Below are 21,455 nucleotides of genomic sequence, written 5' to 3'. Positions count from 1 at the left end.
AACAGACCTTGATGTGAGGCAAAATCTCCGCCTCGGGTCGGGCACAAGTCCGGCCTCTCACGCGTTACGTGCGCTGGAGACACCGCAGACACCCAGAGGGGGAGAGCGACATGGCAACCGATTACGACACTCCACGCAAGACCGACGACGACGTCGACTCGGACAGTCTTGAAGAGCTGAAGGCACGGCGGAACGACAAGTCCACGTCCTCGGTGGACGTTGATGAGTTCGAGGCCGCAGAAGGCCTGGAGCTGCCCGGCGCGGACCTCTCGAACGAGGAGCTGGCCGTCCGGGTGCTGCCCAAGCAGCAGGACGAGTTCACCTGCATGAGCTGCTTCCTGGTGCACCACCGCAGCCAGCTGGCCCGGGAGAAGAACGGTCAGCCGATCTGCCGCGACTGCGACTGAGGGCGGGTCGGGCATGGCTGGCTCGACCCCACCTCGGAAGCGCCGCTTCCCGCTCGGGGGAGCGGACTCGGGGCCGTCCGACGGCCCACGCGCGCGTGATGACGAGCGGGGCTCACCCGAAACGGGAGCCTCGCTCGAACCGGCGGCCGGCCGGGGTGACCTCCCGGCGCCGGCGGACAGCCCCGCGCCCGACACCCGGGTGGGGGTCCCCCCGCTCGAGCGAGGCCGAGAGCGGGGGAGGGCCGCGGCCCTCCGGGACAAGGCCGTGGACATGGCCCGGGAAGGGGCCCGTAAGGGCAGCAGCCGGGCGAAAGCGGGGCTGGCGTACCTCGCGGACCGGATCATCGAGATCGCCCCGCGTGTCCCCGTACGTGACCTCGGGACCCTGCGCCGGCAGTTCCCGGGGCTCGGGCCGGAGCAGCTCGCCGACAAGCTCGTGGCGGGCGCGGCCGGCGCGACCTCGGCGGTCGGGGCCGGTGTCGGGGCGGCGGCGATGCTGCCGGTGCCGCCGGCGATGCCGACCGAGCTGGCCGCGGAGATCACCGGGGTCGCGGCGATCGAGCTGAAGATGATCGCCGAGCTCCACGAGGTGTACGGCGTGCGGCCGCCGGGGAACCTGAAGGCCCGCAGCACCGCGTACCTGTCCTCCTGGTCGGGGGAGCGCGGGATCGACGTGATGAAGCCGTCGACGATCAACAACGCCCTCGGCGGGCACATGAAGCGCGAGCTGCGCCAGCAGATCATGAAGCGGATGGTTCGGGACCTGCCCAACCTGATGCCGTTCATGGTGGGCGCCGCGGTGGGGGCGGTCATGAACCGCCGGGACACCCGGAAACTCGCGGAGCGGATCCGGAAGGACCTGAGAAAGATCCAGGTGCCCTGGGAGGAGCTGCCGGAGCTGCCGCCGCTGGAGAAGCCGGCGGAGCCGCTGCCGATCGCCGAGCTGCCGGAGGACTTCGGCGGCTGAACGGGGCTCCCGCCGCGGCGGGAGAACACACCGAGCCGTCACGGCCGCCGGGGTCGGACAGCGTCGCGTAGGGGCGCTGGAGGTACCCCCGGCCGCAGGATGGGGAAGGAACCGCCCGACCAGCCACGACGGCGCCGCACCCGGCGGATCTCGGCACCCCCGGCGGTGCGCCTACGCCTTCGTGCTGCTCTTCGCCGCCTCGATCGCCGCCGCCAGGGCCTCCGGCTCGCGGGTCGACAGGTACAGGTACGGGGTCGGGTCGTCCGGGTCCGTGACCTCCACCCGCAGGGCCCTCGGGATGTAGGAGCGCAGCAGCAGGAAGGCGCGCACGTCGGCCTTGTACGTGCGCCAGGCGCGCGCCTCGTCGGGCTCCAGGATCTCCGCCGGGCCCAGGGCCGACACCGGGATCTTCGCCTCGCCCGCGATCAGCGAGTCGCCGACGACCCGGATCCGCAGGGAGCCGTACGAACTGGCCACCACCGCTGCCGCGGCCGTCCCGCCGGCCAGGCCGCCCAGCATCGGCAGGGTGCCGAAGGGCAGCAGGATCAGGGCGAACGAGACGCCGACCAGGAAGCTGATGAACCACCAGGACCGGGGGGCGGTGAGGCGTTCTTCGTACGGGGTGGCGGAGAGCTGCATGGAGCCAAGCTTGGCACGGTGTCCGGATTCACCGGACGCGCGGGTAAGGTCTGCGCCTGTGAGTGGTAGTCCCCCAGCTCTTCAGCCTCCCGCCAGTGCCCGGAAACCGGAGCGGCACCCCGACGCGCCCGCGCCCGGCGAGCTCATCGGCGCACACTACGAACACTGTTTCGGGTGTGGGCACGGCCAGTCGCACGGGCTGCACCTGGAGGTACGGGCCGGCGAGGGTGTCTCCCTGACCGCCGAGTTCACCGTGCGTCCGGCCCACCAGGGCGCCCCGGGACTCGCGCACGGCGGGGTGCTCGCCACCGCCCTGGACGAGACGCTGGGCTCGCTGAACTGGCTGCTGCGGAAGATCGCCGTGACGGGACGGCTGGAGACCGACTTCGTGCGGCCCGTCCCCGTGGGCACCACCCTCCACCTGGCGGCCGAGGTGGTCGCCGTGGCCGGCCGGAAGATCTACTCGACCGCCACCGGACGCGTGGGCGGCCCCACGGGCCCCGTCGCGGTCCGCGCCGACGCCCTCTTCGTCGAGGTCCCGGTCGAGCACTTCGTCGACAACGGACGCGAGGAAGAGATCCGGGCCGCCATGAAGGACCCGGACCAGGCCCGGCGCGCCCGCGCCTTCGAGGTGAATCCGTGAACCCTGCAGAATTCCCGGTCCCGGCCCGTTCGGCGGCCCCGCTCGGTGTCCTCGTCCGCCGCGTCGACCCGGAGGTACCGCTTCCGGCGTACGAGCATCCCGGTGACGCGGGAGCCGATCTGCGTACCACCGAGGCGTGCGAGCTGGAGCCCGGGGAACGGGCCGTACTGCCCACAGGGGTGTCGATCGCCCTCCCGGAGGGGTACGCGGCCTTCGTGCACCCCCGTTCGGGGCTCGCCGCCCGGTGCGGTGTGGCCCTCGTGAATGCCCCGGGGACGATTGATGCCGGGTACCGTGGGGAGATCAAGGTGATCGTGGTGAATCTCGACCCGCGCGAGGCGGTGCGGTTCGAGCGCTTCGACCGGATCGCCCAACTGGTCGTCCAGCAGGTCGAGAGGGTCCGCTTCCACGAGGTGGCGGAGCTTCCCGATTCGGCGCGGGCCGAGGGGGGCTTCGGGTCCACCGGCGGTCATGCCGCGGTGGACGACGTGAGCGGCACAAGCGGTCAGGCCGCCGAGGGCGGTCGGACGGGTGGGAATCGATACGCTTCGGTCGTATCCGACCGGGAAGGACAGTGACGTGTTCGGACGTCGCAACAAGAAGGGTGCCGCCGAGGACGCGGCCGGCGAGACCGAGCAGGTCGTCGACAGCGTCGGCACCGAGGCGGACGAGGAAGCAGAGGGCGAGCGCGAGCGCGTTCGTCTGGAGCCGGAGCCCCGGCCCGACGGGCCGTGGGACGACACCGAGGTGCGCGAGCCCGGCGAGGGCCGGGTGGACCTGGGCGGTCTGTTCGTGCCCGGCGTGGACGGCATGGAGCTCCGGGTCGAGGTCGCGGGCGACGCGATCGTCGCGGCGACCGTCGTACTGCGCGACAGCGCCATCCAGCTGCAGGCCTTCGCCGCGCCCAAGCGCGAGGGCATCTGGGGCGAGGTCCGCGAGGAGATCGCGACCGGCATCACCCAGCAGGGCGGCATCGTCGACGAGGTCGAGGGTCCGCTGGGCTGGGAGCTGCGCGCCCAGGTGCCCGTCCAGCTGCCGGACGGCACGGGCGGCTTCCAGGTGGTGCGGTTCGTCGGTGTGGACGGTCCGCGCTGGTTCCTGCGCGGGGTGATCTCCGGGCAGGGCGCGGTGCAGCCGCAGGCGGCCGGCCTCCTGGAGCAGATCTTCCGGGACACCGTCGTGGTCCGTGGCGAGGGCCCGATGGCACCCCGTGACCCGATCGTCCTGAAGCTGCCCAACGACGCCCAGATGGTCCCCGAGGGCGTGCAGCAGGAGGAGTCCTCGCGCTTCTCCGGCGGCATGGGCCAGCTCCAGCGCGGACCGGAGATCACCGAGGTCCGCTAGGCGCTCCGCGGGGAGAACCGTTCGAGAGCCGCACCCTTCGGGGTGCGGCTCTTTTGTGTGCGCGACCCCTTGACGGCGAATTGGTCTGTACCTACGGTCACGGCTCAACGCGTCGTTCATAAAGGCGCCCCACGTTCACCTACATGAACGGAAGGCCTTCAGGTATGCGCAGAACCGGACTCCTCGTGACCGTCGCCGCCCTCCTCGCCGGAGCCCTCTCCTGGCCGGCCCAGGCCGCCCCCAGCACCTTCGTGCACCCCGGGGTCACCGTCTCCAGGAGCCAGCTGGACTTCGCCCGCACCGAGGTGCTGGCCGGCGCCCAGCCGTGGAAGGCGGCCTACGACCAGATGATGGCGAGCAAGTACGCCGACCTGAACCGCACGCCCACCCCCAGGGCGACGGTCGAGTGCGGCTCGTACTCGAACCCGGACTACGGCTGCACCGACGAGCGCGAGGACGCGATCGCCGCCTACACCGACGCCCTCGCCTGGTACATCACCAAGGACGCCCGCTACGCCCAGAAGGCCATCCAGATCATGGACGCCTGGTCGGCCACCATCACCAGCCACACCAACAGCAACGCTCCGCTGCAGACCGGCTGGGCGGGCTCCTCCTGGCCCAAGGCCGCCGAGATCATCAGGTACACGTACACCGGCACCTGGGCGAACGAGGCCCGCTTCGCCACCATGCTGCGCACCGTCTACCTGCCCACCGTCATCAAGGGCTCCAACTCCAACGGCAACTGGGAGCTGTCGATGATGGAGGCCGCCGTCGGCATCTCCGTCTTCCTGGAGGACAAGGCGTCGTACGACACGGCCATGGCGAAGTTCCGCACCCGCACCGCCGCCTACGTCTACCTGGCCTCCGACGGCTCGGTGCCGAAGACCGTGCCCAGCCAGAACCTGGACACCACCGCCAAGATCGTCTCCTACTGGCAGGGCCAGTCCACCTTCGTCACCGGCCTCACCCAGGAGACCTGCCGGGACTTCACGCACACCGGGTACGGCATCTCCGCGATCTCGCACGTCGCCGAGACCAGCCGGATCCAGGGCCAGGACCTGTACGGCACGGACGTCGGCGAGCGGCTGCGGCAGGCGCTCGGCTTCCAGGCCAAGTACCAGCTGGGCACCGCCGTCCCCGGCTGGCTCTGCGGCGGCTCCCTGAACCTGGGCCTCGGGCCCGTCACCGAGGTCGGCTACAACGCCCTCCACAACCGCCTCGGCATCGCGATGACCAACACCCAGACGCTCACCCAGAACAACCGCCCCGCCGGCACCAACAACCTCTTCGTCGCCTGGGAGACCCTCACCCACGGCGACAACCCCAACTGAGCCACCCCCGGCACGGGCGTCGGGGCCGCGGCACCGGCGCCCATCAGGGTTGCGTCAAAGATGCCCGCTGCCGGGGCCCCTGCACCATTCGCCGGGATTGTTGGCCGTAAGGTCGACGCTGCGTTGACGGCAGTTGCAGGAAGACAATAGGACCATGGCACGCGGCAAGCTTCGGATCTATCTCGGTGCGGCACCGGGCGTGGGCAAGACCTACGCCATGCTCTCCGAGGCACACCGGCGCGTGGAGCGGGGGACCGACTGCGTGGTCGCCTTCGTCGAGCACCACGAGCGGCAGCGCACCGAGGTGATGCTGCACGGCCTGGAGCAGATCCAGCGCAGGGAACTGGAGTACCGGGGCGCCGTGTTCACGGAGATGGACGTGGACGCGGTGCTGCGCAGGGCGCCCGCCGTCGCCCTGGTGGACGAGCTCGCCCACACGAACATCCCAGGCTCCCGCAACGCCAAGCGCTGGCAGGACGTGGAGGAGCTGCTGGCCGCAGGGATCGACGTGATCTCGACCGTCAACATCCAGCACCTCGAATCGCTCGGCGACGTCGTCGAGTCCATCACCGGCGTGCGCCAGCGCGAGACGGTGCCCGACGAGGTGGTACGGCGCGCGGACCAGATCGAGCTGGTCGACATGTCGCCCCAGGCGCTGCGCCGGCGCATGGCGCACGGCAACATCTACCAGTCCGACAAGGTCGACGCGGCCCTGTCGAACTACTTCCGGCCGGGCAACCTGACCGCCCTGCGCGAGCTGGCGCTGCTGTGGGTGGCCGACCGGGTCGACGAGTACCTGAAGCAGTACCGCAGCGAGCACCAGGTGTCGGCGATCTGGGGCTCGCGGGAGCGGATCGTCGTCGGGCTCACCGGCGGCCCGGAGGGGCGGACGCTGATCCGGCGGGCCGCCCGGCTCGCCGAGAAGGGCGCCGGCGGCGAGGTGCTCGCCGTCTACATCTCCCGCAGCGACGGCCTGACGTCGGCCTCCCCGAAGGAACTCGCCGTCCAGCGCACCCTCGTCGAGGACCTCGGCGGCACCTTCCACCACGTCGTCGGCGAGGACATCCCCGCGGCCCTGCTCGACTTCGCGCGCGGCGTCAACGCCACCCAGATCGTCCTCGGCTCCTCGCGCCGCAAGGCCTGGCAGTACGTCCTCGGACCCGGTGTCGGCGCCACCGTCGCCCGTGAGTCCGGACCGGACCTGGACGTCCACATCGTCACCCACGGCGAGGCCGGCAAGGGCCGCGGGCTGCCGGTGGCCCGGGGCGCCCGGCTCGGGCGGGGCCGGATCATCGCCGGCTGGCTGGTCGGCCTGATCGGCCCGGCCGTGATGGCGGTGCTGCTCAACACCGTCGACCTCGGCCTCGCCAACGACATGCTGCTCTTCCTGACCTTCACGGTCGCGGCCGCGCTGCTCGGCGGGCTGTTCCCGGCGCTCGCCTCGGCGGCCTTCGGGTCGCTGCTGCTGAACTACTTCTACACCCCGCCCCTGCACCGGCTGACCATCGCCGACCCGAAGAACATCGTGGCCATCGTGATCTTCTTCGGGGTCGCGCTGTCCGTCGCCTCGGTCGTGGACCTCGCGGCCCGCCGCACCCACCAGGCGGCCCGGCTGCGCGCCGAGTCGGAGATCCTCTCCTTCCTGGCCGGCAACGTGCTGCGCGGCGAGACCCGCCTGGAGGAACTGCTCGAACGCGTCCGGGAGACCTTCGGCATGGAGTCCGCCGCCCTCCTGGAGCGGGCGAGCGACGTCGAGCCGTGGAGCTGCGCCGGGCGCGCCGGCTTCGGACCCGCCCTGGAGCGGCCCGAGGACGGTGACGTCGACATGCCGATAGGCGACCACATGGCGCTCGCGCTGACCGGCCGGGTGCTGCCCGCCGAGGACCGCCGGGTACTCGCCGCCTTCGCCGCCCAGGCGGTCGTCGTCCTGGACCGCAGGCGCCTCCAGGAGAAGGCCGAGCAGGCCCGCACGCTCGCCGAGGGCAACCGGATCCGTACCGCCCTGCTCGCCGCCGTCAGCCACGACCTGCGCACCCCGCTGGCAGGCATCAAGGCGGCGGTCACCTCGCTCCGCTCGGACGACGTGGACTGGTCCGAGGAGGACCGGGCCGAGCTCCTCGAAGGCATCGAGGAGGGCGCCGACCGCCTGGACCACCTCGTCGGCAACCTGCTCGACATGTCCCGCCTGCAGACCGGCACCGTCACCCCGATCGTCCACGAGACCGACCTCGACGAGGTGGTCCCGATGGCGCTGGTCGGCGTACCCGACGGCAGCGTGGACCTCGACGTGCCCGAGACCCTGCCGATGGTCGAGGCCGACGCCGGGCTGCTGGAGCGGTCGGTGGCCAACCTGGTCGAGAACGCCGTCAAGTACAGCCCGGCCGAACGCCCCGTACTGGTCTCCGCCAGCGCCATCGCGGACCGGGTGGAGGTGCGGATCGTGGACCGCGGGCCCGGGGTGCCCGACGAGGCCAAGGAACGCATATTCGAGCCCTTCCAGCGCTACGGTGACGCTCCGCGCGGTGCCGGGGTCGGACTCGGACTCGCGGTCGCCCGGGGCTTCGCGGAGGCGATGGGCGGCACCCTGAACGCCGAGGACACGCCCGGCGGCGGGCTCACCATGGTCCTCAGCCTCCGCGCGGCAGGATCGGTCACCGACGCGGCCCGGGCCGCGGCAGAACCCCTGGCAGAACCGGAAAGGCAGGCCTCATGACCCGTGTGCTCGTGGTCGACGACGAGCCGCAGATCGTGCGCGCCCTCGTGATCAACCTCAAGGCGCGCAAGTACGAGGTCGACGCGGCTCCCGACGGCCGTACCGCCCTCGAACTGGCCGCCTCCCGCCACCCCGACGTGGTCGTCCTCGATCTCGGCCTGCCCGACATGGACGGCGTCGAGGTGATCAGGGGGCTGCGCGGCTGGACCCGCGTGCCGATCCTCGTCCTCTCCGCCCGGCACTCCTCCGACGAGAAGGTCGAGGCGCTCGACGCGGGCGCCGACGACTACGTCACCAAGCCCTTCGGCATGGACGAGCTGCTGGCCCGGCTGCGGGCCGCCGTACGCCGCGCCGAGCCCGTCGACGGGGGTGGCGAGGACGACGTCCTGGTGGAGACCGAGGGGTTCACCGTCGACCTGGCCGCGAAGAAGGTCAACCGGGCGGGCCGGGACGTCCGGCTCACCCCGACCGAGTGGCACCTCCTGGAGGTGCTGGTCCGCAACACCGGGCGGCTGGTCAGCCAGAAGCAGCTGCTGCAGGAGGTGTGGGGGCCGTCGTACGGGACGGAGACCAACTACCTGCGCGTGTACATGGCACAGCTGCGCAGGAAGCTGGAGGCGGATCCCTCGCACCCGAAGCACTTCATCACCGAACCCGGGATGGGGTACCGGTTCGAGAGATAGGACCGTTCGGAAAGTGAGGCGGGTCGCGAAGTGAGCTGGACTACGGCGGTGCCGGTGTGCCCCGGTACGCTTCAGACATGAGTGCTGTTCCTCGTTCCGAGAAGCCGGCCGGCCGGTTCCGGCGCATGCTCGACCGGCTCTCCTCGTCCCAGGAGGACCTGGAGTCGGAGGAGCTGCGCGAGGACGCCGACACCGCGGGCTGCACCCGGATCGGCGACTGCCACGACCGGCAGATCGTCACCGTAACTGGTACCTTGCGCACGGTCACCCTGCGGCCACGCGCCGGGGTCCCGGCCCTGGAGGCCGAGCTGTTCGACGGCTCGGCCGCGCTGGACGTGGTGTGGCTCGGCAGGCGTTCCATCGTCGGCATAGAGCCGGGACGCAGGCTGATCGCATCGGGCCGGATCTCGCTGAGCCGGGGCCGCCGGGTGCTGTTCAATCCCAAGTACGAACTGAGACCCCTCGGTAGGGAGTAGCCGGTGACGTCGCTCGACAAGCCGACCGAAGACACGCAGGCGGAGGACGCCCCGCAGCAGGATGCGCGGGCGGTGACCGAGGCCGCGCTCTTCGAGGCGTTCGGCGGTGTCCGGGGCATGGTCGAGACGGTCCTGCCCGGCCTGCTCTTCGTCACGATCTTCACCATCAACAAGGACCTGCACTGGTCGGCCATCGCCGCCCTCGCGGTGTCGGTGGTGCTGGTCGTGGTCCGCCTCGCCATGCGGGACACCGTCAAGCACGCCTTCAGTGGTGTCTTCGGCGTCGCCTTCGGTGTCGTCTTCGCGATGATGACCGGCAACGCCAAGGACTTCTACCTCCCCGGCATGCTCTACACGCTGGGCCTGGCCCTGGCCTACATCGTCACGACCCTGTGCGGGGTCCCGCTGATCGGCCTGATCCTCGGCCCGGTCTTCAAGGAGAACCTCTCCTGGCGCACCCGCAACCCCGGCCGCAAGAAGGCGTACGCCAAGGCCAGCTGGGCGTGGGGACTGATCCTGCTCGCCAAGTGCGCGATCCTCTTCCCGCTGTACTGGTGGGCCAACACCGCCCAGCTCGGCTGGGTGCTGGTCGCCCTGAAGATCCCGCCGTTCCTGCTCGCGGTCTGGCTCACCTGGGTCTTCCTGGCGAAGGCCCCGGCACCGATCGACGTGTTCGCGGAGATGGAGGCGGCGGAGAAGGCCGAGGAGGCCGAGGAGGAGCGCAGGGCGGCGCTCGCCGCGGAGAGCGGCGACGTCTCCGGCGGACGCCACCGCAGGTAGCCGGACGCCACCGCAGGCAGCTACGTGCCACGTATGACAGAAGGGCGCCCCCCGCTACGGGGGGCGCCCTTCTGCTCTGTCCGCGTCAGCCGTCTTCCCGCCGTACCGACAGCAGGTCCTCCAGCTGCTCCTCGCGGGCCTGGGCCGCGACGAACAGCAGCTCGTCACCGGCTTCCAGGGAGTCCTCCTTGGAGGGGGTGAGGACCCGGGTGCCGCGGATGATCGTGACCAGCGAGGTGTCCTCGGGCCACTCCACGTCGCCGACCTGGGTGCCGGCCAGGGCCGACTCCTCGGGCAGGGTCAGCTCGACCAGGTTCGCGTCGCCGTGGCTGAAGCGCAGCAGCCGGACCAGGTCGCCGACCGACACCGCCTCCTCCACCAGCGCCGACATCAGGCGCGGGGTGGAGACGGCGACGTCCACACCCCAGGACTCGTTGAACAGCCACTCGTTCTTGGGGTTGTTGACCCGGGCGACGACGCGTGGCACGCCGTACTCCGTCTTCGCGAGCAGCGAGACGACCAGGTTCACCTTGTCGTCGCCGGTCGCGGCGATCACGACGTTGCAGCGCTGCAGCGCAGCCTCGTCCAGGGCGGTGATCTCACAGGCGTCGGCCAGCAGCCACTCCGCCTGCGGGACCCGCTCCACCGAGATGGCGGTCGGGGCCTTGTCGATCAGCAGGACCTCGTGGCCGTTCTCCAGCAGCTCGCCCGCGATGGAGCGGCCGACGGCACCGGCCCCGGCAATGGCGACCCTCATCAGTGACCGCCCTCCTCTTCCGGACCCTCGGCGAAGGCGGCCTCGACCTTGTCGACGTCGTCCGTCCGCATCATCACGTGCACCAGGTCGCCCTCCTGCAGGACCGTCTGCGAGGTCGGCAGCATCGCCTCGCCGAGCCGGGTCAGGAACGCGACCCGGACCCCGGTCTCCTCCTGGAGCTTGCTGATCTTGTGGCCGACCCACTTCGGGGAGGCGTGCACCTCCGCGAGCTGGACCCCGCCGGTGGGGTCGCGCCACAGCGGCTCGGCGCCCGAGGGGAGCAGCCGGCGCAGCATCTGGTCGGCGGTCCAGCGGACCGTGGCGACGGTGGGGATACCGAGGCGCTGGTAGACCTCGGCGCGCCGGGGGTCGTAGATGCGGGCCGCGACGTTCTCGACGCCGAACATCTCGCGGGCCACCCGGGCCGAAATGATGTTCGAGTTGTCGCCGCTGGAGACGGCGGCGAAGGCGCCGGCCTCCTCGATGCCCGCCTCGCGCAGGGTGTCCTGGTCGAAGCCGACTCCGGTGACCCTGCGGCCCCCGAATCCGGGGCCCAGCCTGCGGAAGGCGGTGGGGTCCTGGTCGATCACGGCGACCGTGTGCCCCTGTTGCTCCAGGGTCTGGGCGAGAGCGGAACCCACTCTGCCGCAGCCCATGATGACGATGTGCACGACCGTCCTTCCGGTGTCCAAAAGTTACTGCTCAGCCACATCAGGTTCTCAGACCGAGGCCCAAGCTACACACGCACCGTCCCGGCCGGGCACCCCTGTGCCACGCTCATCGCCGAGTGATGCTGCGCACGCTCATGGCGGTGAGGATTCCGAGGCCGACGAGGGTGACCGTGGCGCCGATCAGCTCTGCGGTCGCGGGCATGGGACCTCCGAGGTGCGAAGACGGGCGGGGTCTGTCATCTAGGCACGGATCGGGCGTAAGCTGCGGAATCCGCAGTTCCAGGAGTCACCTTTTTCACTCGGGAGGCAGATCCCGCACTGCGGCTGGAGACCTGCCAGGTGGAAGGCCTACGATCCTCTCTCGTGTCCAAACTGACCGACGTGCCCAAACGGATCCTGATCGGGCGCGCACTGCGCAGCGACAGACTGGGTGAAACGCTCCTGCCGAAGCGCATCGCGCTCCCCGTCTTCGCCTCCGACCCGCTGTCCTCCGTCGCCTACGCGCCGGGGGAGGTCCTGCTGGTCCTGTCCATCGCGGGCGTGTCGGCGTACCACTTCAGCCCCTGGATCGCCGTCGCGGTCGTCGTGCTGATGTTCACGGTGGTCGCCTCCTACCGGCAGAACGTGCACGCCTACCCGAGCGGCGGCGGCGACTACGAGGTCGCCACCACCAACCTCGGCCCCAAGGCCGGCCTCACCGTCGCGAGCGCCCTGCTCGTCGACTACGTCCTGACCGTCGCCGTCTCCATCGCCTCCGGTATCGAGAACCTCGGCTCCGCCATCCCCTTCGTCGTCGAGCACAAGGTGTTCTGCGCGGTCACCGTGATCGTGCTGCTCACGCTGATGAACCTGCGCGGCGTCAAGGAGTCCGGCAAGCTCTTCGCGATCCCGACGTACGTGTTCGTCGGCGGCGTCTTCATCATGATCGCGTGGGGTGCCTTCCGGGGCCTCGTCCTCGGGGACACGATGCGTGCGCCGACCGCCGGCTACCACATCAGGGCCGAGCACCAGGGCCTGGCCGGCTTCGCCCTCGTCTTCCTCCTGCTGCGGGCCTTCTCCTCCGGCTGTGCCGCGCTCACCGGCGTCGAGGCGATCTCCAACGGCGTCCCGGCCTTCCGCAAGCCGAAGTCGAAGAACGCGGCGACCACGCTGGCCATGATGGGCCTGCTGGCCGTCACCATGTTCTGCGGCATCATCGCGCTCGCCGCGGTCACCAAGGTCCGCATGGCCGAGAACCCGGCCACCGACCTGATCCGGGGCGGCGTCCCGATCGGCTCCGGCTACGTCCAGAACCCGGTGATCTCCCAGGTCGCCGAGGCCGTCTTCGGCAAGGGCAGCTTCCTGTTCGTCCTGCTCGCCGCCGCCACGGCCCTGGTCCTCTTCCTGGCCGCCAACACGGCGTACAACGGCTTCCCGCTGCTCGGCTCGATCCTCGCCCAGGACCGCTACCTGCCGCGCCAGCTGCACACCCGCGGCGACCGCCTGGCCTTCTCCAACGGCATCGTGCTCCTGGCCGGCGCCGCCGCGCTGCTGGTGGTCATCTACGGCGCCGACTCGACCCGCCTGATCCAGCTGTACATCGTCGGCGTGTTCGTCTCCTTCACGCTCAGCCAGACCGGCATGGTCCGGCACTGGAACCGCCACCTGGCGGTGGAGAAGGACCCGGCCCAGCGCAGCCGCATGATCCGCTCCCGCGCGATCAACGCGTTCGGCGCCTTCTTCACCGGCCTCGTGCTGGTCGTCGTCCTGGTCACGAAGTTCACCCACGGCGCCTGGGTGGCGCTGCTCGGCATGTGCATCTTCTACGCCACGATGACCGTGATCCGTAAGCACTACGACCGCGTCTCCGAGGAGATCTCGGCCCCCGAGGAGCCCGACGACGACCTGGTACGTCCCTCCCGCGTGCACTCGGTCGTGCTGATCTCCAAGATCCACCGCCCCACCCTGCGCGCCCTGGCCTACGCCCGGCTGATGCGCTCGGACACCCTGGAGGCGCTCACCGTCAACGTCGACCCGGCCGAGACGAAGGCGCTGCGCGAGGAGTGGGAGCGGCGCGGGATAGACGTACCGCTGAAGGTCCTCGACTCCCCGTACCGCGAGATCACCCGGCCGATCATCGAGTACGTCAAGGGCCTGCGCGCCCAGTCCCCGCGGGACGCGGTCTCCGTGATCATCCCGGAGTACGTCGTCGGCCACTGGTACGAGCACATCCTGCACAACCAGAGCGCGCTGCGCCTCAAGGGCAGGCTGCTGTTCACGCCCGGCGTGATGGTGACGTCGGTGCCCTACCAGCTGGCGTCCTCGGAGGCGGCCAGGAACCGGGCCCGCAAGCGCCAGGAGTGGAACGCGCCCGGCGCGGTCCGGCGCGGTCCGGCGGAGCACCGGCCCAAGGAGCACAGCGGAGGCTGAGAGGGGACAGGGAGTGCCGGCGACCCCGTAGACTGGTGGGCTGTCGTCGGCCCCCGCCCGGGCCGTTTCCCTCCCCCTTGATCTGGAGTCACCCCGCCATGCAGGCAGAACCGAAGAAATCGCTGGTGGGGACGGAGTACGAGGTCGAGGTCGGCCCGGTCGCGCACGGCGGCCACTGCATCGCCAGGACCGCCGAGGGCCAGGTGCTGTTCGTCCGGCACGCGCTGCCCGGCGAGCGGGTCGTGGCCCGGGTGACCGAGGGCGAGGAGGGAGCCCGCTTCCTGCGCGCGGACGCGGTGGACATCCTGGACGCCTCCAAGGACCGGGTGCCGGCCCCCTGCCCCTACGCCGGCCCCGGCCGCTGCGGCGGCTGCGACTGGCAGCACGCCAAGCCGGGCGCCCAGCGCCGCCTCAAGGGCGAGGTGATCGCCGAGCAGCTCCAGCGGCTCGCGGGTCTCACCCCCGAGGACGTCGGCTGGGACGGCACGGTCATGCCGGCGGAGGGCGACAAACTCCCGGCGGGCGAGGTGCCGCAGTGGCGGACCCGGGTGCAGTACGCCGTCGACGCCGACGGCAACGCGGGCCTGCGCCGGCACCGCTCGCACGAGGTGGAGCCGATCGAGCACTGCATGATCGCGGCGCCGGGCGTCAGCGAGCTGGGCATCGAGGAGCGCGACTGGTCGGGCATGGTCTCGGTCGACGCGATCGCCGCCACGGGCTCCCAGGACCGCATGGTCATCCTGGAACCGCGCCCCGGCGCCCGCCTTCCCCTCGTCGAACTCGACCGGCCCGTCTCGGTCATGCGCGTCGACGAGCACGACGGCGGCATCCACCGCGTCCACGGCCGCGCCTTCGTCCGCGAACGCGCCGACGGCCGCACCCACCGGGTCGGCAGCGGCGGCTTCTGGCAGGTCCACCCGAAGGCGGCGGACACCCTGGTCACCGCGGTCATGCAGGGCCTCCTCCCGCGCAAGGGCGAGATGGCGCTGGATCTCTACTGCGGCGTCGGCCTCTTCGCCGGCGCCCTCGCCGACCGCCTCGGCGAGAAGGGCGCGGTCCTCGGCATCGAGTCCGGCAAGCGCGCGGTGGAGGACGCCCGCCACAACCTCGCCGGGTTCCCGCGGGTCCGTGTCGAGCAGGGCAAGGTCGAGTCCGTCCTCCCGCGCACCGGCATCACGGAGGTCGACCTCGTCGTCCTCGACCCGCCCCGCGCGGGCGCGGGCCGCCAGACCGTGGCCCACCTCTCCTCCCTCGGCGCCCGCCGCATCGCCTACGTCGCCTGCGACCCGGCGGCCCTCGCCCGCGACCTGGCGTACTTCCGGGACGGGGGGTACCGGGTACGGACACTGCGGGCGTTCGACCTGTTTCCGATGACGCATCATGTGGAGTGCGTGGCGATTCTGGAGCCTGCGAAGTAGGACGGCTGACCTGCGGCTTTGCGGCGTTCGTCGGCTGCTCGACCTGTTTCCGGTTGTTCATCAAGTCGAGTGGGCGTTCTTCCACTGAGGGTTGTCCGAGCTGCGATTTCATGCCGAGCTGGCGTGCAGGCCGACTGTGGGGTGCTATGCCGCTCGAAAATCTTGACGCTCGAACGGCGCTCGTCCTGAGCAGCCGGCAGAGCTCGATGAAGCCCCGATCGTCCTGGTGCGAGTGCGGGGGTCTCCGCTGCTGTCGCTGGTTCTGCGATTGCCAGGCGGAGGAGGCCGGCGCCACCGTCGTCGGCGGGTCTCCCGGGGATGGCGTTCCGGCTGACGCCAGCGCTACCGGCGCTGTCCCTTGCCTGTCGGGGCGCCTTCCTCGAGCACCCACAGCGCGGATTCGTTGACGGTGGTGTCTGCGGCGGCAGCGCGGGGACGTCCTGCCAGGCGGTCACCTCCGGTGTCTCGCGGGGGATGGCTCGCGATCACCGTGGGGCTCCTGCGGTCTGGCGCTGGGACTTGTCATCACCGGCGGCCACGGCGGCGGTCTTTCCCGGCAGGAAGAGCAGTACGACGACCGCGCCGAGAAGGGCGACGGCCGCCGACCCTATGGCGGTGACGTGCATGGCGTGGATGAAGGCGTCGTGCGCGGGCCGTACCAGTGCCCTGCCGGCCGGTCCCAGCTTCTGCGCGACGGTAAGGGTCGCCTGGACGGATTCACCTGCGACGTGCCGGTCGGAGGCGGGCAGCGCGCCCAGGTGGCCGTTGATGTCGTTGCGGTAGGTGGTGGACAGCAGCGACCCCAGCACGGCGACCCCCATGGCTCCACCGACCTGTCGGAAGGTGTTGTTGACCGCGGACCCGGAGCCGGCCTTCTCCCTCGGTAGCGACGACATGATCATGACGGTGGCGGGCGGCATCACATGAGCCATCCCCGTGCCCATCAGGAAGAACAGCACTTCCAGCAGCCAGATGGGGGTGTCCTGGCCGAGCAGCAGGAAGCCGGCGAAGGCCACGGCGGTCAGGACGAGGCCAGAGGCGCACACGGCTCGGGCACCGAAGCGGCCCACGACCAGCCGGGCCCGCGGAGCGAAGAACATCTGGGAGGCGGCCAGCGGCAGCACGAGCAGACCGGACTGCAGGACGCTGTAGCCCCGCACGCTCTGGTTGTAGAAGACGGAGAAGAACGTGACGCCCATCAGGGCGAAGAAGACCAGACCGATGGCGGCGACGGAGGCGGAGAACCGCCGGTTGCGGAAGTAGGTGATGTCGAGGGCCGGATGATCGCTGCGGGCCTCGTACACCACGAAACCGGCGAGGACCGCCAGGCCGCCCAGGATCGACGCCCACGCCTCTGGCCGGGTGAAGTCGCCCAACTGGCCGCCCTTGATGATGCCGTAGACCAGCACCGCCAGACCGGTGATCGACAGCAGCACGCCGATCGGGTCGAGCCTGCCGGGCCTGGGGTCCTTGGAGTCGGGGACGATCACGACCATTGCGATCATCGCGGCGACCACGATCGGCACATTGACCAGGAAGACCGAGCCCCACCAGAAGTGCTGCAGCAGGACGCCGCCGGCTATCGGGCCGGCGGCTATGGCGAAACCGACCACTCCGGTCCAGGTGCCGATTGCCTTGGGCTGCTCCTCGGGCTCGAAGACGTTCATGATGATCGCGAGGGTGGCAGGCAGGATGAAGGCACCGCCGAAGCCCATCACGGCGCGGAAGGCGATGAGCTGCCCGGAAGAGTCGGCCAGCGCGGACAGGACGGATCCCACACCGAACACGGCCATGCCGAAGAGCAACACCTTCTTGCGGCCGAGGCGGTCACCGAGCAGGCCCGCGGTGAAGAGCAGTCCGGCGAAGACGAGTGTGTAGGAGTTGACCGCCCACTCCAGCTGACTCTGAGTGGAGCCGAGTCCGGTGGGAGCTGGCTGGGCGATGGTCTTCATCGCCACGTTGAGGATCGAATTGTCCAGCATCACCACCAGGAGGCTGCACGCGAGCACGGTCAGGATGGCCCAGCGCCGACGGTGGACCACCTTGGAAACCCTTCGCCGCTGGGCGGGCGGCACGGGTGTCGAGGACTCGGCGGGAGCGGGCGGTGGTGCCACAGGGATCTCCAGTGCTGTCGATGGTTCTGCGATTGCCGGACGGGGGGCGTCAGCCTCGGACTGCGGGAGGCGGCGCAAGGCCCGGCCTGATCTCCGGGTGGCCTCGTCCGTTAAATAGATGTCGTAATCAAACTAAACGCGGGATAGGATAGATTACAAGCGACAGTTATCTGAGGGGAGTGATCCCGTGGGCCGCGTGTCCAAGGCGCAAGCGCAGGAGAACCGGCAGTACGTCGTCGCCACCGCATCCCGGATGTTCCGCGAACAGGGCACCGCGGTCAGCATCGCCGACCTGATGAAGGCGTCCGGGCTCACCCACGGCGCGTTCTACAAGCAGTTCGCCTCCAAGGAGGACCTGGTCGACAAGGCCATCGCCCATGCCTTCGAGGATCCGGCGGCACACTCGCCGGCTGTGCTGGAGGAGCCCGACGGGGACCACGAAGCTGCCCGCCGAACGCTGATCGAGCAATACCTCTCGATCTGGCACCGCGATCATGCCGGAGACGGCTGCCCCGTCTCCGGATTCGCCGCCGACCTGGGGCGCGAACCCGAGCAGGCCGCCCGCTCCCAGCAGGTCTACATCAACGGGGTACGGAACCGCGCCGCCCGGCTGGCCACCGGCGACGACGACGGCATGGCCCAGCTCTGCACCATGGTCGGTGCCCTCGTCCTCGCTCGCGCCACCCGGGGCAACCCGATCTCCGAAGAACTGCTGCAGGCCGCGCGCACGGCACTCATCGAGAGCGGCACCGCGGCGTCCGACCGGCAGCGGCGCACGGACTGACCGGGCGCCGGCTGACGGCGCCGGCGTCCGCGTCCGGCTGTACGGCCGACCTGGCCCGCAAGCCAGAGCGCCGGCCCTTCGATCAATCAGGCGATGACTTTGTCGACGGCGTGGAACACGCCGTCGACATCCGTAGGCGTGGTGCGCCAGCTGCTGAACGCGGCCCGCAGCCTGGGCGCACCGTCCAGCCGGGACGCGGTCAGGAAGGACTCACGGCCGGCCGCGAGGGCGGAAGGCGCGTAGGCGCCGCCCGCCCCCGGTACTCCGCCGGCCCGCTTGAGGCAGGCCCGGCAGGAGGTCACCATGTCGAGGAGGCAGGTGAGCTGCACGTCGCCCTGGACGTCGCGGAGGCCGCGCTGTTCACCCTTGCGGCGAGCCCGACCGCCTCCGTCTACGGCTCCTCGTCAGAGGGACTCTGTGGGTGCCGTGGGGGAGCCGTGGGGGAGGGGCTGCGCGGTCCGGACCGTCTTCCCGTCGTTGGCGTAGCGGATCCCCCAGTTCTGGGCGAGCTGGGCGCAGATGAACAGGCCGCGACCGCCCTCGTCGACCGTCCGTCCGCCCCGTCAGCTCCTCCGCCTGGTGGTTCCACTGGACGACCACGCCTCCGGCGTCCACGACCATCAGCGGCGTCTCACCGGCCATGGCAACCACCACCTCCACCTCACAGCTTGCCCGGCGGCCAGGGGCTCCGCCGCTGCGGTCGGCGCCGGGCTGCGGCTGCGAACGAAGCGCGGTACCAGGAGACCTCTACGACCTTCGCCAGCCGATTTGAGCGGACTCGCCGTTCACGCCAGTTACGACCGGGCTTACGGCGTCCTCAGGATGAGCGCCCAGGTGCGTGAAACCGGCGAAACAGTGAACGATGAGAGGGGCCCGCCTGACGAGGGTCGCCGCGGATTGCCCGACCGCGGCTGCGTCGCCGCAGCAGGGCCACCCGATCGACGCCTCTTTGGCCACCGCCGCCTGGCACGACCGAGCAGGAGACCGAATGCACACATTGCTCGCAGAGGTCCTCGATGCCCATGGTGGCCTCGAACGATGGAACGCACTCACCACCGTCCGCGCCACCATCGTCAGCGGTGGCGACATGTTCGTCATGAAGGGGATGCCGCAGGACCCGACTCCCCGGGAGATGACCGTCTGGCTGCACGAGCAGCACGCCTCCGTGATGCCGTTCGGCGTGCCCGACCAGAGGACCGACTTCAGAGCCGACCGAGTAAGCATCCGAAAAGTCGACGGCCGCGTCGTGGCCGAACGCGACGAACCGCGGAAGTCGTTCATCGGGCACGACCTCTGCACGCCGTGGGATGCACTCGATCGCGCCTACTTCAACGGATACGCGCTGTGGACGTATCTCACCTCGCCCTTCCTGCTGTCGATGTCCGGCTTCGCCGTCACCGAGATCGAACCGTGGCGGGAAGGAAAGGAACTCTGGCGCGGCCTGCGCGCGACCTTCCCGCCTCACATCGCCAGCCACAGCACGCGGCAGGACTTCTACTTCGGCCCCGACCATCTCCTGCGTCGGCATGATTATCGCGTCGACATCGCAGGAGGCTTCGCCGCGGCACAATACGCCTACGACACCGTGGAGGCAGACGGGATCCGCCTGCCCACCAAACGCCGGGCCTACCGAAGAGATGCGGACAACCGTCCCCTCCTGCAACAGACCATGGTCTCCATCGACGTCAGCAACGCTCGGTTCACCTGACATCGGGACTGTTTCGTGACGCGTCCTGAGCGGGACCGGCGGGCGCGTGCCCTGAGTCCGCGGATTGCCGCGTCTGGTGTGGGCACCACCAGGGCAGAACACGCCATGCGGATCGGACGCGTACACAGTCGTTGGCGCGCTGCTCGTCCGTCCCAAGGTCAGGCGGACATCGTGCTCAGGTGCCAGGATCATAGAGGCTCGGCTAGCTGGGCCAGCGACCCACGATCTTCCCGGTGAGCGGCAGCGCCCCTGCCGAGCTGTCGGCGTACTTGGTAGCGCCACGCGTGCGGTAGTCGAACCGATGGCTGCAGACACACGATCCTGCATTCCCACTGCGACAACGCGGATCAGACGCTGAAGCTGCGTACTTCGACGTCGCCTGGGCCTAGGGGGCGGCCGTCCTGGGCGCGCATGTCGAGGCCGGCGACGCGCTGGCCATCGCGCGACGAGGCCGAGCCACCCTCGTCCGCGTCGAACAGGTGGTCCTCGCCCCACTGCCGCAGCGCGACGAGCGGGACGCGCAGGGCCTTGCCCTTCTCCGTCAGTCGGTATTCGGCGTAGACACTGCCATCGGACGCGGGGGCGGTAGCCAGCACGCCGTGCTCGACGAGCTTGGCCAGTCGGGCCCGAACCGATTCCCGGTGCCGCCGCCCCGCAGCGGTCAGCCCGCCCCCATCCGCATACCTCACACACCACGGGATACAGCCACCGCGTCAGGTCCTTCAGGAACTTCGCAAATATTCACCCTGACGAGCCGAAGTCAGAAACGCCTCGCCGTGTCCCCGGGCCTGTCCCGGGGACACGGCGACGGCGGACGTCGTTCTCAAGGAATTGCCCTTGAAATGCCGGATGTGAGAGGGCAGACGCAGCGGCAGTGCGAGGGGAATGACATCGGCCGTTGCTCTGATCGCCTTCAAATGCGATCTCATCCGGACGTGATCAGTCGATGTCCGGATCATCGTCCTCTTCGAGGAGACGGGCCGCGAGGTCGTCGGCCCACTCGACGGCCCAGGAGCGGAGAGCGGTAATGGTGGCGTCGTCGAGCCCATAGGCGGCGAACGCTTCGTCGTCAGTCCACTCGGCGCCCGTGAGGTTTGCCTGGAGGTCTTCGCGCTCGAAGCTGCCACGCGCGTGACGGCGGCCGAACTCTTCGAGTTCGGTGTTGGTCCATCGCCGCGAGGCTGCAAACACGTCGATCAGATCACGGGGTGCTCCGCGGTCGGCGAGTGCGCGGACCTTGGTCCCGATCACATCCTCCTCACGCGAGGACGGGCCCGTACGGGCTCTGGGCGACTGGCCGCCAGAAGATTTCCTTGAGGATGTCGACTTAGCATTCCTCCCCGGTGGCCGGGTCGGACACGGTGAAGCGGGCGGACAGCGGGGCGGTCTCCAGCGCGTGCACCTTCCAGCCGCGGGCTTCCAGGCCGACGCGGAGCGTGGCGGCGATGTCGGCCATGGGGGCCGGGTTCTCGGTGGCGACGTCGAGGTCCTGGCTGGGGCGGTTCACGAGGCGGTGGGCCCGCACGGCGTATCCGCCGGTGAGAACCAGTGGATACGGCGAACCTAGCGCGATCACATCCGCCAAGAGCCGCGTGTGCAGCTCCGGCATGT

Annotated in this window: 20 protein-coding genes and 1 pseudogene; 14 read left to right on the top strand and 7 right to left on the bottom strand. The window is 70.2% G+C overall.

Going from position 1 to position 21,455, the window contains the following annotated elements; genetic code table 11:
* Positions 1–110 precede the first annotated feature (110 nt).
* Both AB0472_RS24740 and AB0472_RS24735 read left to right on the top strand, forming a co-directional pair.
* Entirely contained in the window at positions 111–407 is a 297-nt protein-coding gene (locus AB0472_RS24740; RefSeq protein WP_003997302.1) for a DUF4193 domain-containing protein, read from the top strand.
* Positions 408–420: 13 nt separating this feature from the next.
* Complete coding sequence (locus tag AB0472_RS24735; RefSeq protein ID WP_366359036.1) at positions 421–1,374, top strand: hypothetical protein; 954 nt, start codon at positions 421–423, stop codon at positions 1,372–1,374.
* Between the two features lie 171 nt (positions 1,375–1,545).
* Here AB0472_RS24735 and AB0472_RS24730 read toward each other — a convergent pair whose 3' ends face one another.
* Positions 1,546–2,013, bottom strand: a complete 468-nt coding sequence (locus AB0472_RS24730) for a DUF3093 domain-containing protein (protein ID WP_366359034.1) — start codon at positions 2,011–2,013, stop codon at positions 1,546–1,548.
* A 58-nt stretch (positions 2,014–2,071) separates the two neighbouring features.
* On the opposite strand from AB0472_RS24730, the gene AB0472_RS24725 reads away from it, so the two are divergent.
* The 8 genes from AB0472_RS24725 (at position 2,072) to AB0472_RS24690 (ending at position 9,983) form a co-directional block, all read left to right on the top strand.
* Positions 2,072–2,656 carry a PaaI family thioesterase gene (locus tag AB0472_RS24725; protein ID WP_366359032.1) on the top strand — a complete coding sequence of 195 codons (585 nt, stop codon included), beginning with the start codon at positions 2,072–2,074 and terminating at the stop codon, positions 2,654–2,656.
* The gene (gene dut, locus AB0472_RS24720) at positions 2,653–3,234 is read left to right on the top strand and encodes a dUTP diphosphatase (protein ID WP_366359030.1); all 582 of its coding nucleotides are present in this window, start codon (positions 2,653–2,655) and stop codon (positions 3,232–3,234) included. Before AB0472_RS24725 ends, dut begins: the two co-directional genes overlap by 4 nt.
* Position 3,235: 1 nt before the next feature.
* On the top strand, positions 3,236–4,000 hold the full coding sequence (locus AB0472_RS24715; RefSeq protein WP_366359028.1) for a DUF3710 domain-containing protein: 765 nt from the start codon (positions 3,236–3,238) through the stop codon (positions 3,998–4,000).
* Positions 4,001–4,164: 164 nt separating this feature from the next.
* Positions 4,165–5,331, top strand: a complete 1,167-nt coding sequence (locus AB0472_RS24710; protein WP_366359026.1) for an alginate lyase family protein — start codon at positions 4,165–4,167, stop codon at positions 5,329–5,331.
* 154 nt (positions 5,332–5,485) lie between these two features.
* Positions 5,486–8,044 (top strand): sensor histidine kinase KdpD, encoded by a 2,559-nt coding sequence (locus tag AB0472_RS24705; RefSeq protein WP_366359024.1) that lies wholly within the window; start codon positions 5,486–5,488, stop codon positions 8,042–8,044.
* A complete protein-coding gene (locus AB0472_RS24700) occupies positions 8,041–8,727 on the top strand; it encodes a response regulator (protein WP_366359022.1) in 687 nt (228 codons plus the stop codon). The genes AB0472_RS24705 and AB0472_RS24700 overlap by 4 nt, the downstream gene beginning before the upstream one ends.
* Positions 8,728–8,804: 77 nt before the next feature.
* On the top strand, positions 8,805–9,203 hold the full coding sequence (locus AB0472_RS24695) for an OB-fold nucleic acid binding domain-containing protein (protein WP_293992734.1): 399 nt from the start codon (positions 8,805–8,807) through the stop codon (positions 9,201–9,203).
* 3 nt (positions 9,204–9,206) lie between these two features.
* Positions 9,207–9,983, top strand: a complete 777-nt coding sequence (locus AB0472_RS24690) for a DUF3159 domain-containing protein (protein ID WP_366359020.1) — start codon at positions 9,207–9,209, stop codon at positions 9,981–9,983.
* An 85-nt stretch (positions 9,984–10,068) separates the two neighbouring features.
* Here the strand turns inward: AB0472_RS24690 and AB0472_RS24685 are convergent, their stop codons facing one another.
* Both AB0472_RS24685 and AB0472_RS24680 read right to left on the bottom strand, forming a co-directional pair.
* Complete coding sequence (locus AB0472_RS24685) at positions 10,069–10,740, bottom strand: TrkA family potassium uptake protein (protein WP_366359018.1); 672 nt, start codon at positions 10,738–10,740, stop codon at positions 10,069–10,071.
* Complete coding sequence (locus AB0472_RS24680; protein WP_123973518.1) at positions 10,740–11,411, bottom strand: TrkA family potassium uptake protein; 672 nt, start codon at positions 11,409–11,411, stop codon at positions 10,740–10,742. Before AB0472_RS24680 ends, AB0472_RS24685 begins: the two co-directional genes overlap by 1 nt.
* 363 nt (positions 11,412–11,774) lie before the next feature.
* Between AB0472_RS24680 and AB0472_RS24675 the strand changes: the two genes are divergently transcribed.
* Positions 11,775–13,820 (top strand): APC family permease, encoded by a 2,046-nt coding sequence (locus AB0472_RS24675; RefSeq protein ID WP_366359016.1) that lies wholly within the window; start codon positions 11,775–11,777, stop codon positions 13,818–13,820.
* A gap of 98 nt (positions 13,821–13,918) precedes the next feature.
* Positions 13,919–15,238 carry a TRAM domain-containing protein gene (locus tag AB0472_RS24670; protein ID WP_366359014.1) on the top strand — a complete coding sequence of 440 codons (1,320 nt, stop codon included), beginning with the start codon at positions 13,919–13,921 and terminating at the stop codon, positions 15,236–15,238.
* A gap of 485 nt (positions 15,239–15,723) precedes the next feature.
* Here the strand turns inward: AB0472_RS24670 and AB0472_RS24665 are convergent, their stop codons facing one another.
* A complete protein-coding gene (locus AB0472_RS24665; protein ID WP_366359265.1) occupies positions 15,724–17,313 on the bottom strand; it encodes an MFS transporter in 1,590 nt (529 codons plus the stop codon).
* 226 nt (positions 17,314–17,539) lie between these two features.
* Here AB0472_RS24665 and AB0472_RS24660 point away from each other — a divergent pair, with 226 nt between their 5' ends.
* A complete protein-coding gene (locus AB0472_RS24660) occupies positions 17,540–18,136 on the top strand; it encodes a TetR family transcriptional regulator (protein ID WP_366359012.1) in 597 nt (198 codons plus the stop codon).
* A gap of 86 nt (positions 18,137–18,222) precedes the next feature.
* Here AB0472_RS24660 and AB0472_RS24655 read toward each other — a convergent pair whose 3' ends face one another.
* On the bottom strand, positions 18,223–18,465 hold the full coding sequence (locus AB0472_RS24655; RefSeq protein ID WP_366359010.1) for a hypothetical protein: 243 nt from the start codon (positions 18,463–18,465) through the stop codon (positions 18,223–18,225).
* Positions 18,466–19,124: 659 nt separating this feature from the next.
* On the opposite strand from AB0472_RS24655, the gene AB0472_RS24650 reads away from it, so the two are divergent.
* Positions 19,125–19,844, top strand: coding sequence for a hypothetical protein (locus AB0472_RS24650; protein WP_366359008.1), 720 nt, complete (start codon positions 19,125–19,127; stop codon positions 19,842–19,844).
* 347 nt (positions 19,845–20,191) lie between these two features.
* Here the strand turns inward: AB0472_RS24650 and AB0472_RS24645 are convergent, their stop codons facing one another.
* Both AB0472_RS24645 and AB0472_RS24640 read right to left on the bottom strand, forming a co-directional pair.
* A complete protein-coding gene (locus AB0472_RS24645; protein WP_366359006.1) occupies positions 20,192–20,533 on the bottom strand; it encodes a winged helix-turn-helix transcriptional regulator in 342 nt (113 codons plus the stop codon).
* 250 nt (positions 20,534–20,783) lie between these two features.
* A pseudogene (locus AB0472_RS24640) lies at positions 20,784–21,453 on the bottom strand (nucleotidyl transferase AbiEii/AbiGii toxin family protein).
* Positions 21,454–21,455: the final 2 nt, after the last annotated feature.

Source organism: Streptomyces sp. NPDC086777 (assembly GCF_040702065.1).
Classification (GTDB): domain Bacteria; phylum Actinomycetota; class Actinomycetes; order Streptomycetales; family Streptomycetaceae; genus Streptomyces.
This window is presented reverse-complemented; position numbering and strand designations above follow the sequence as displayed.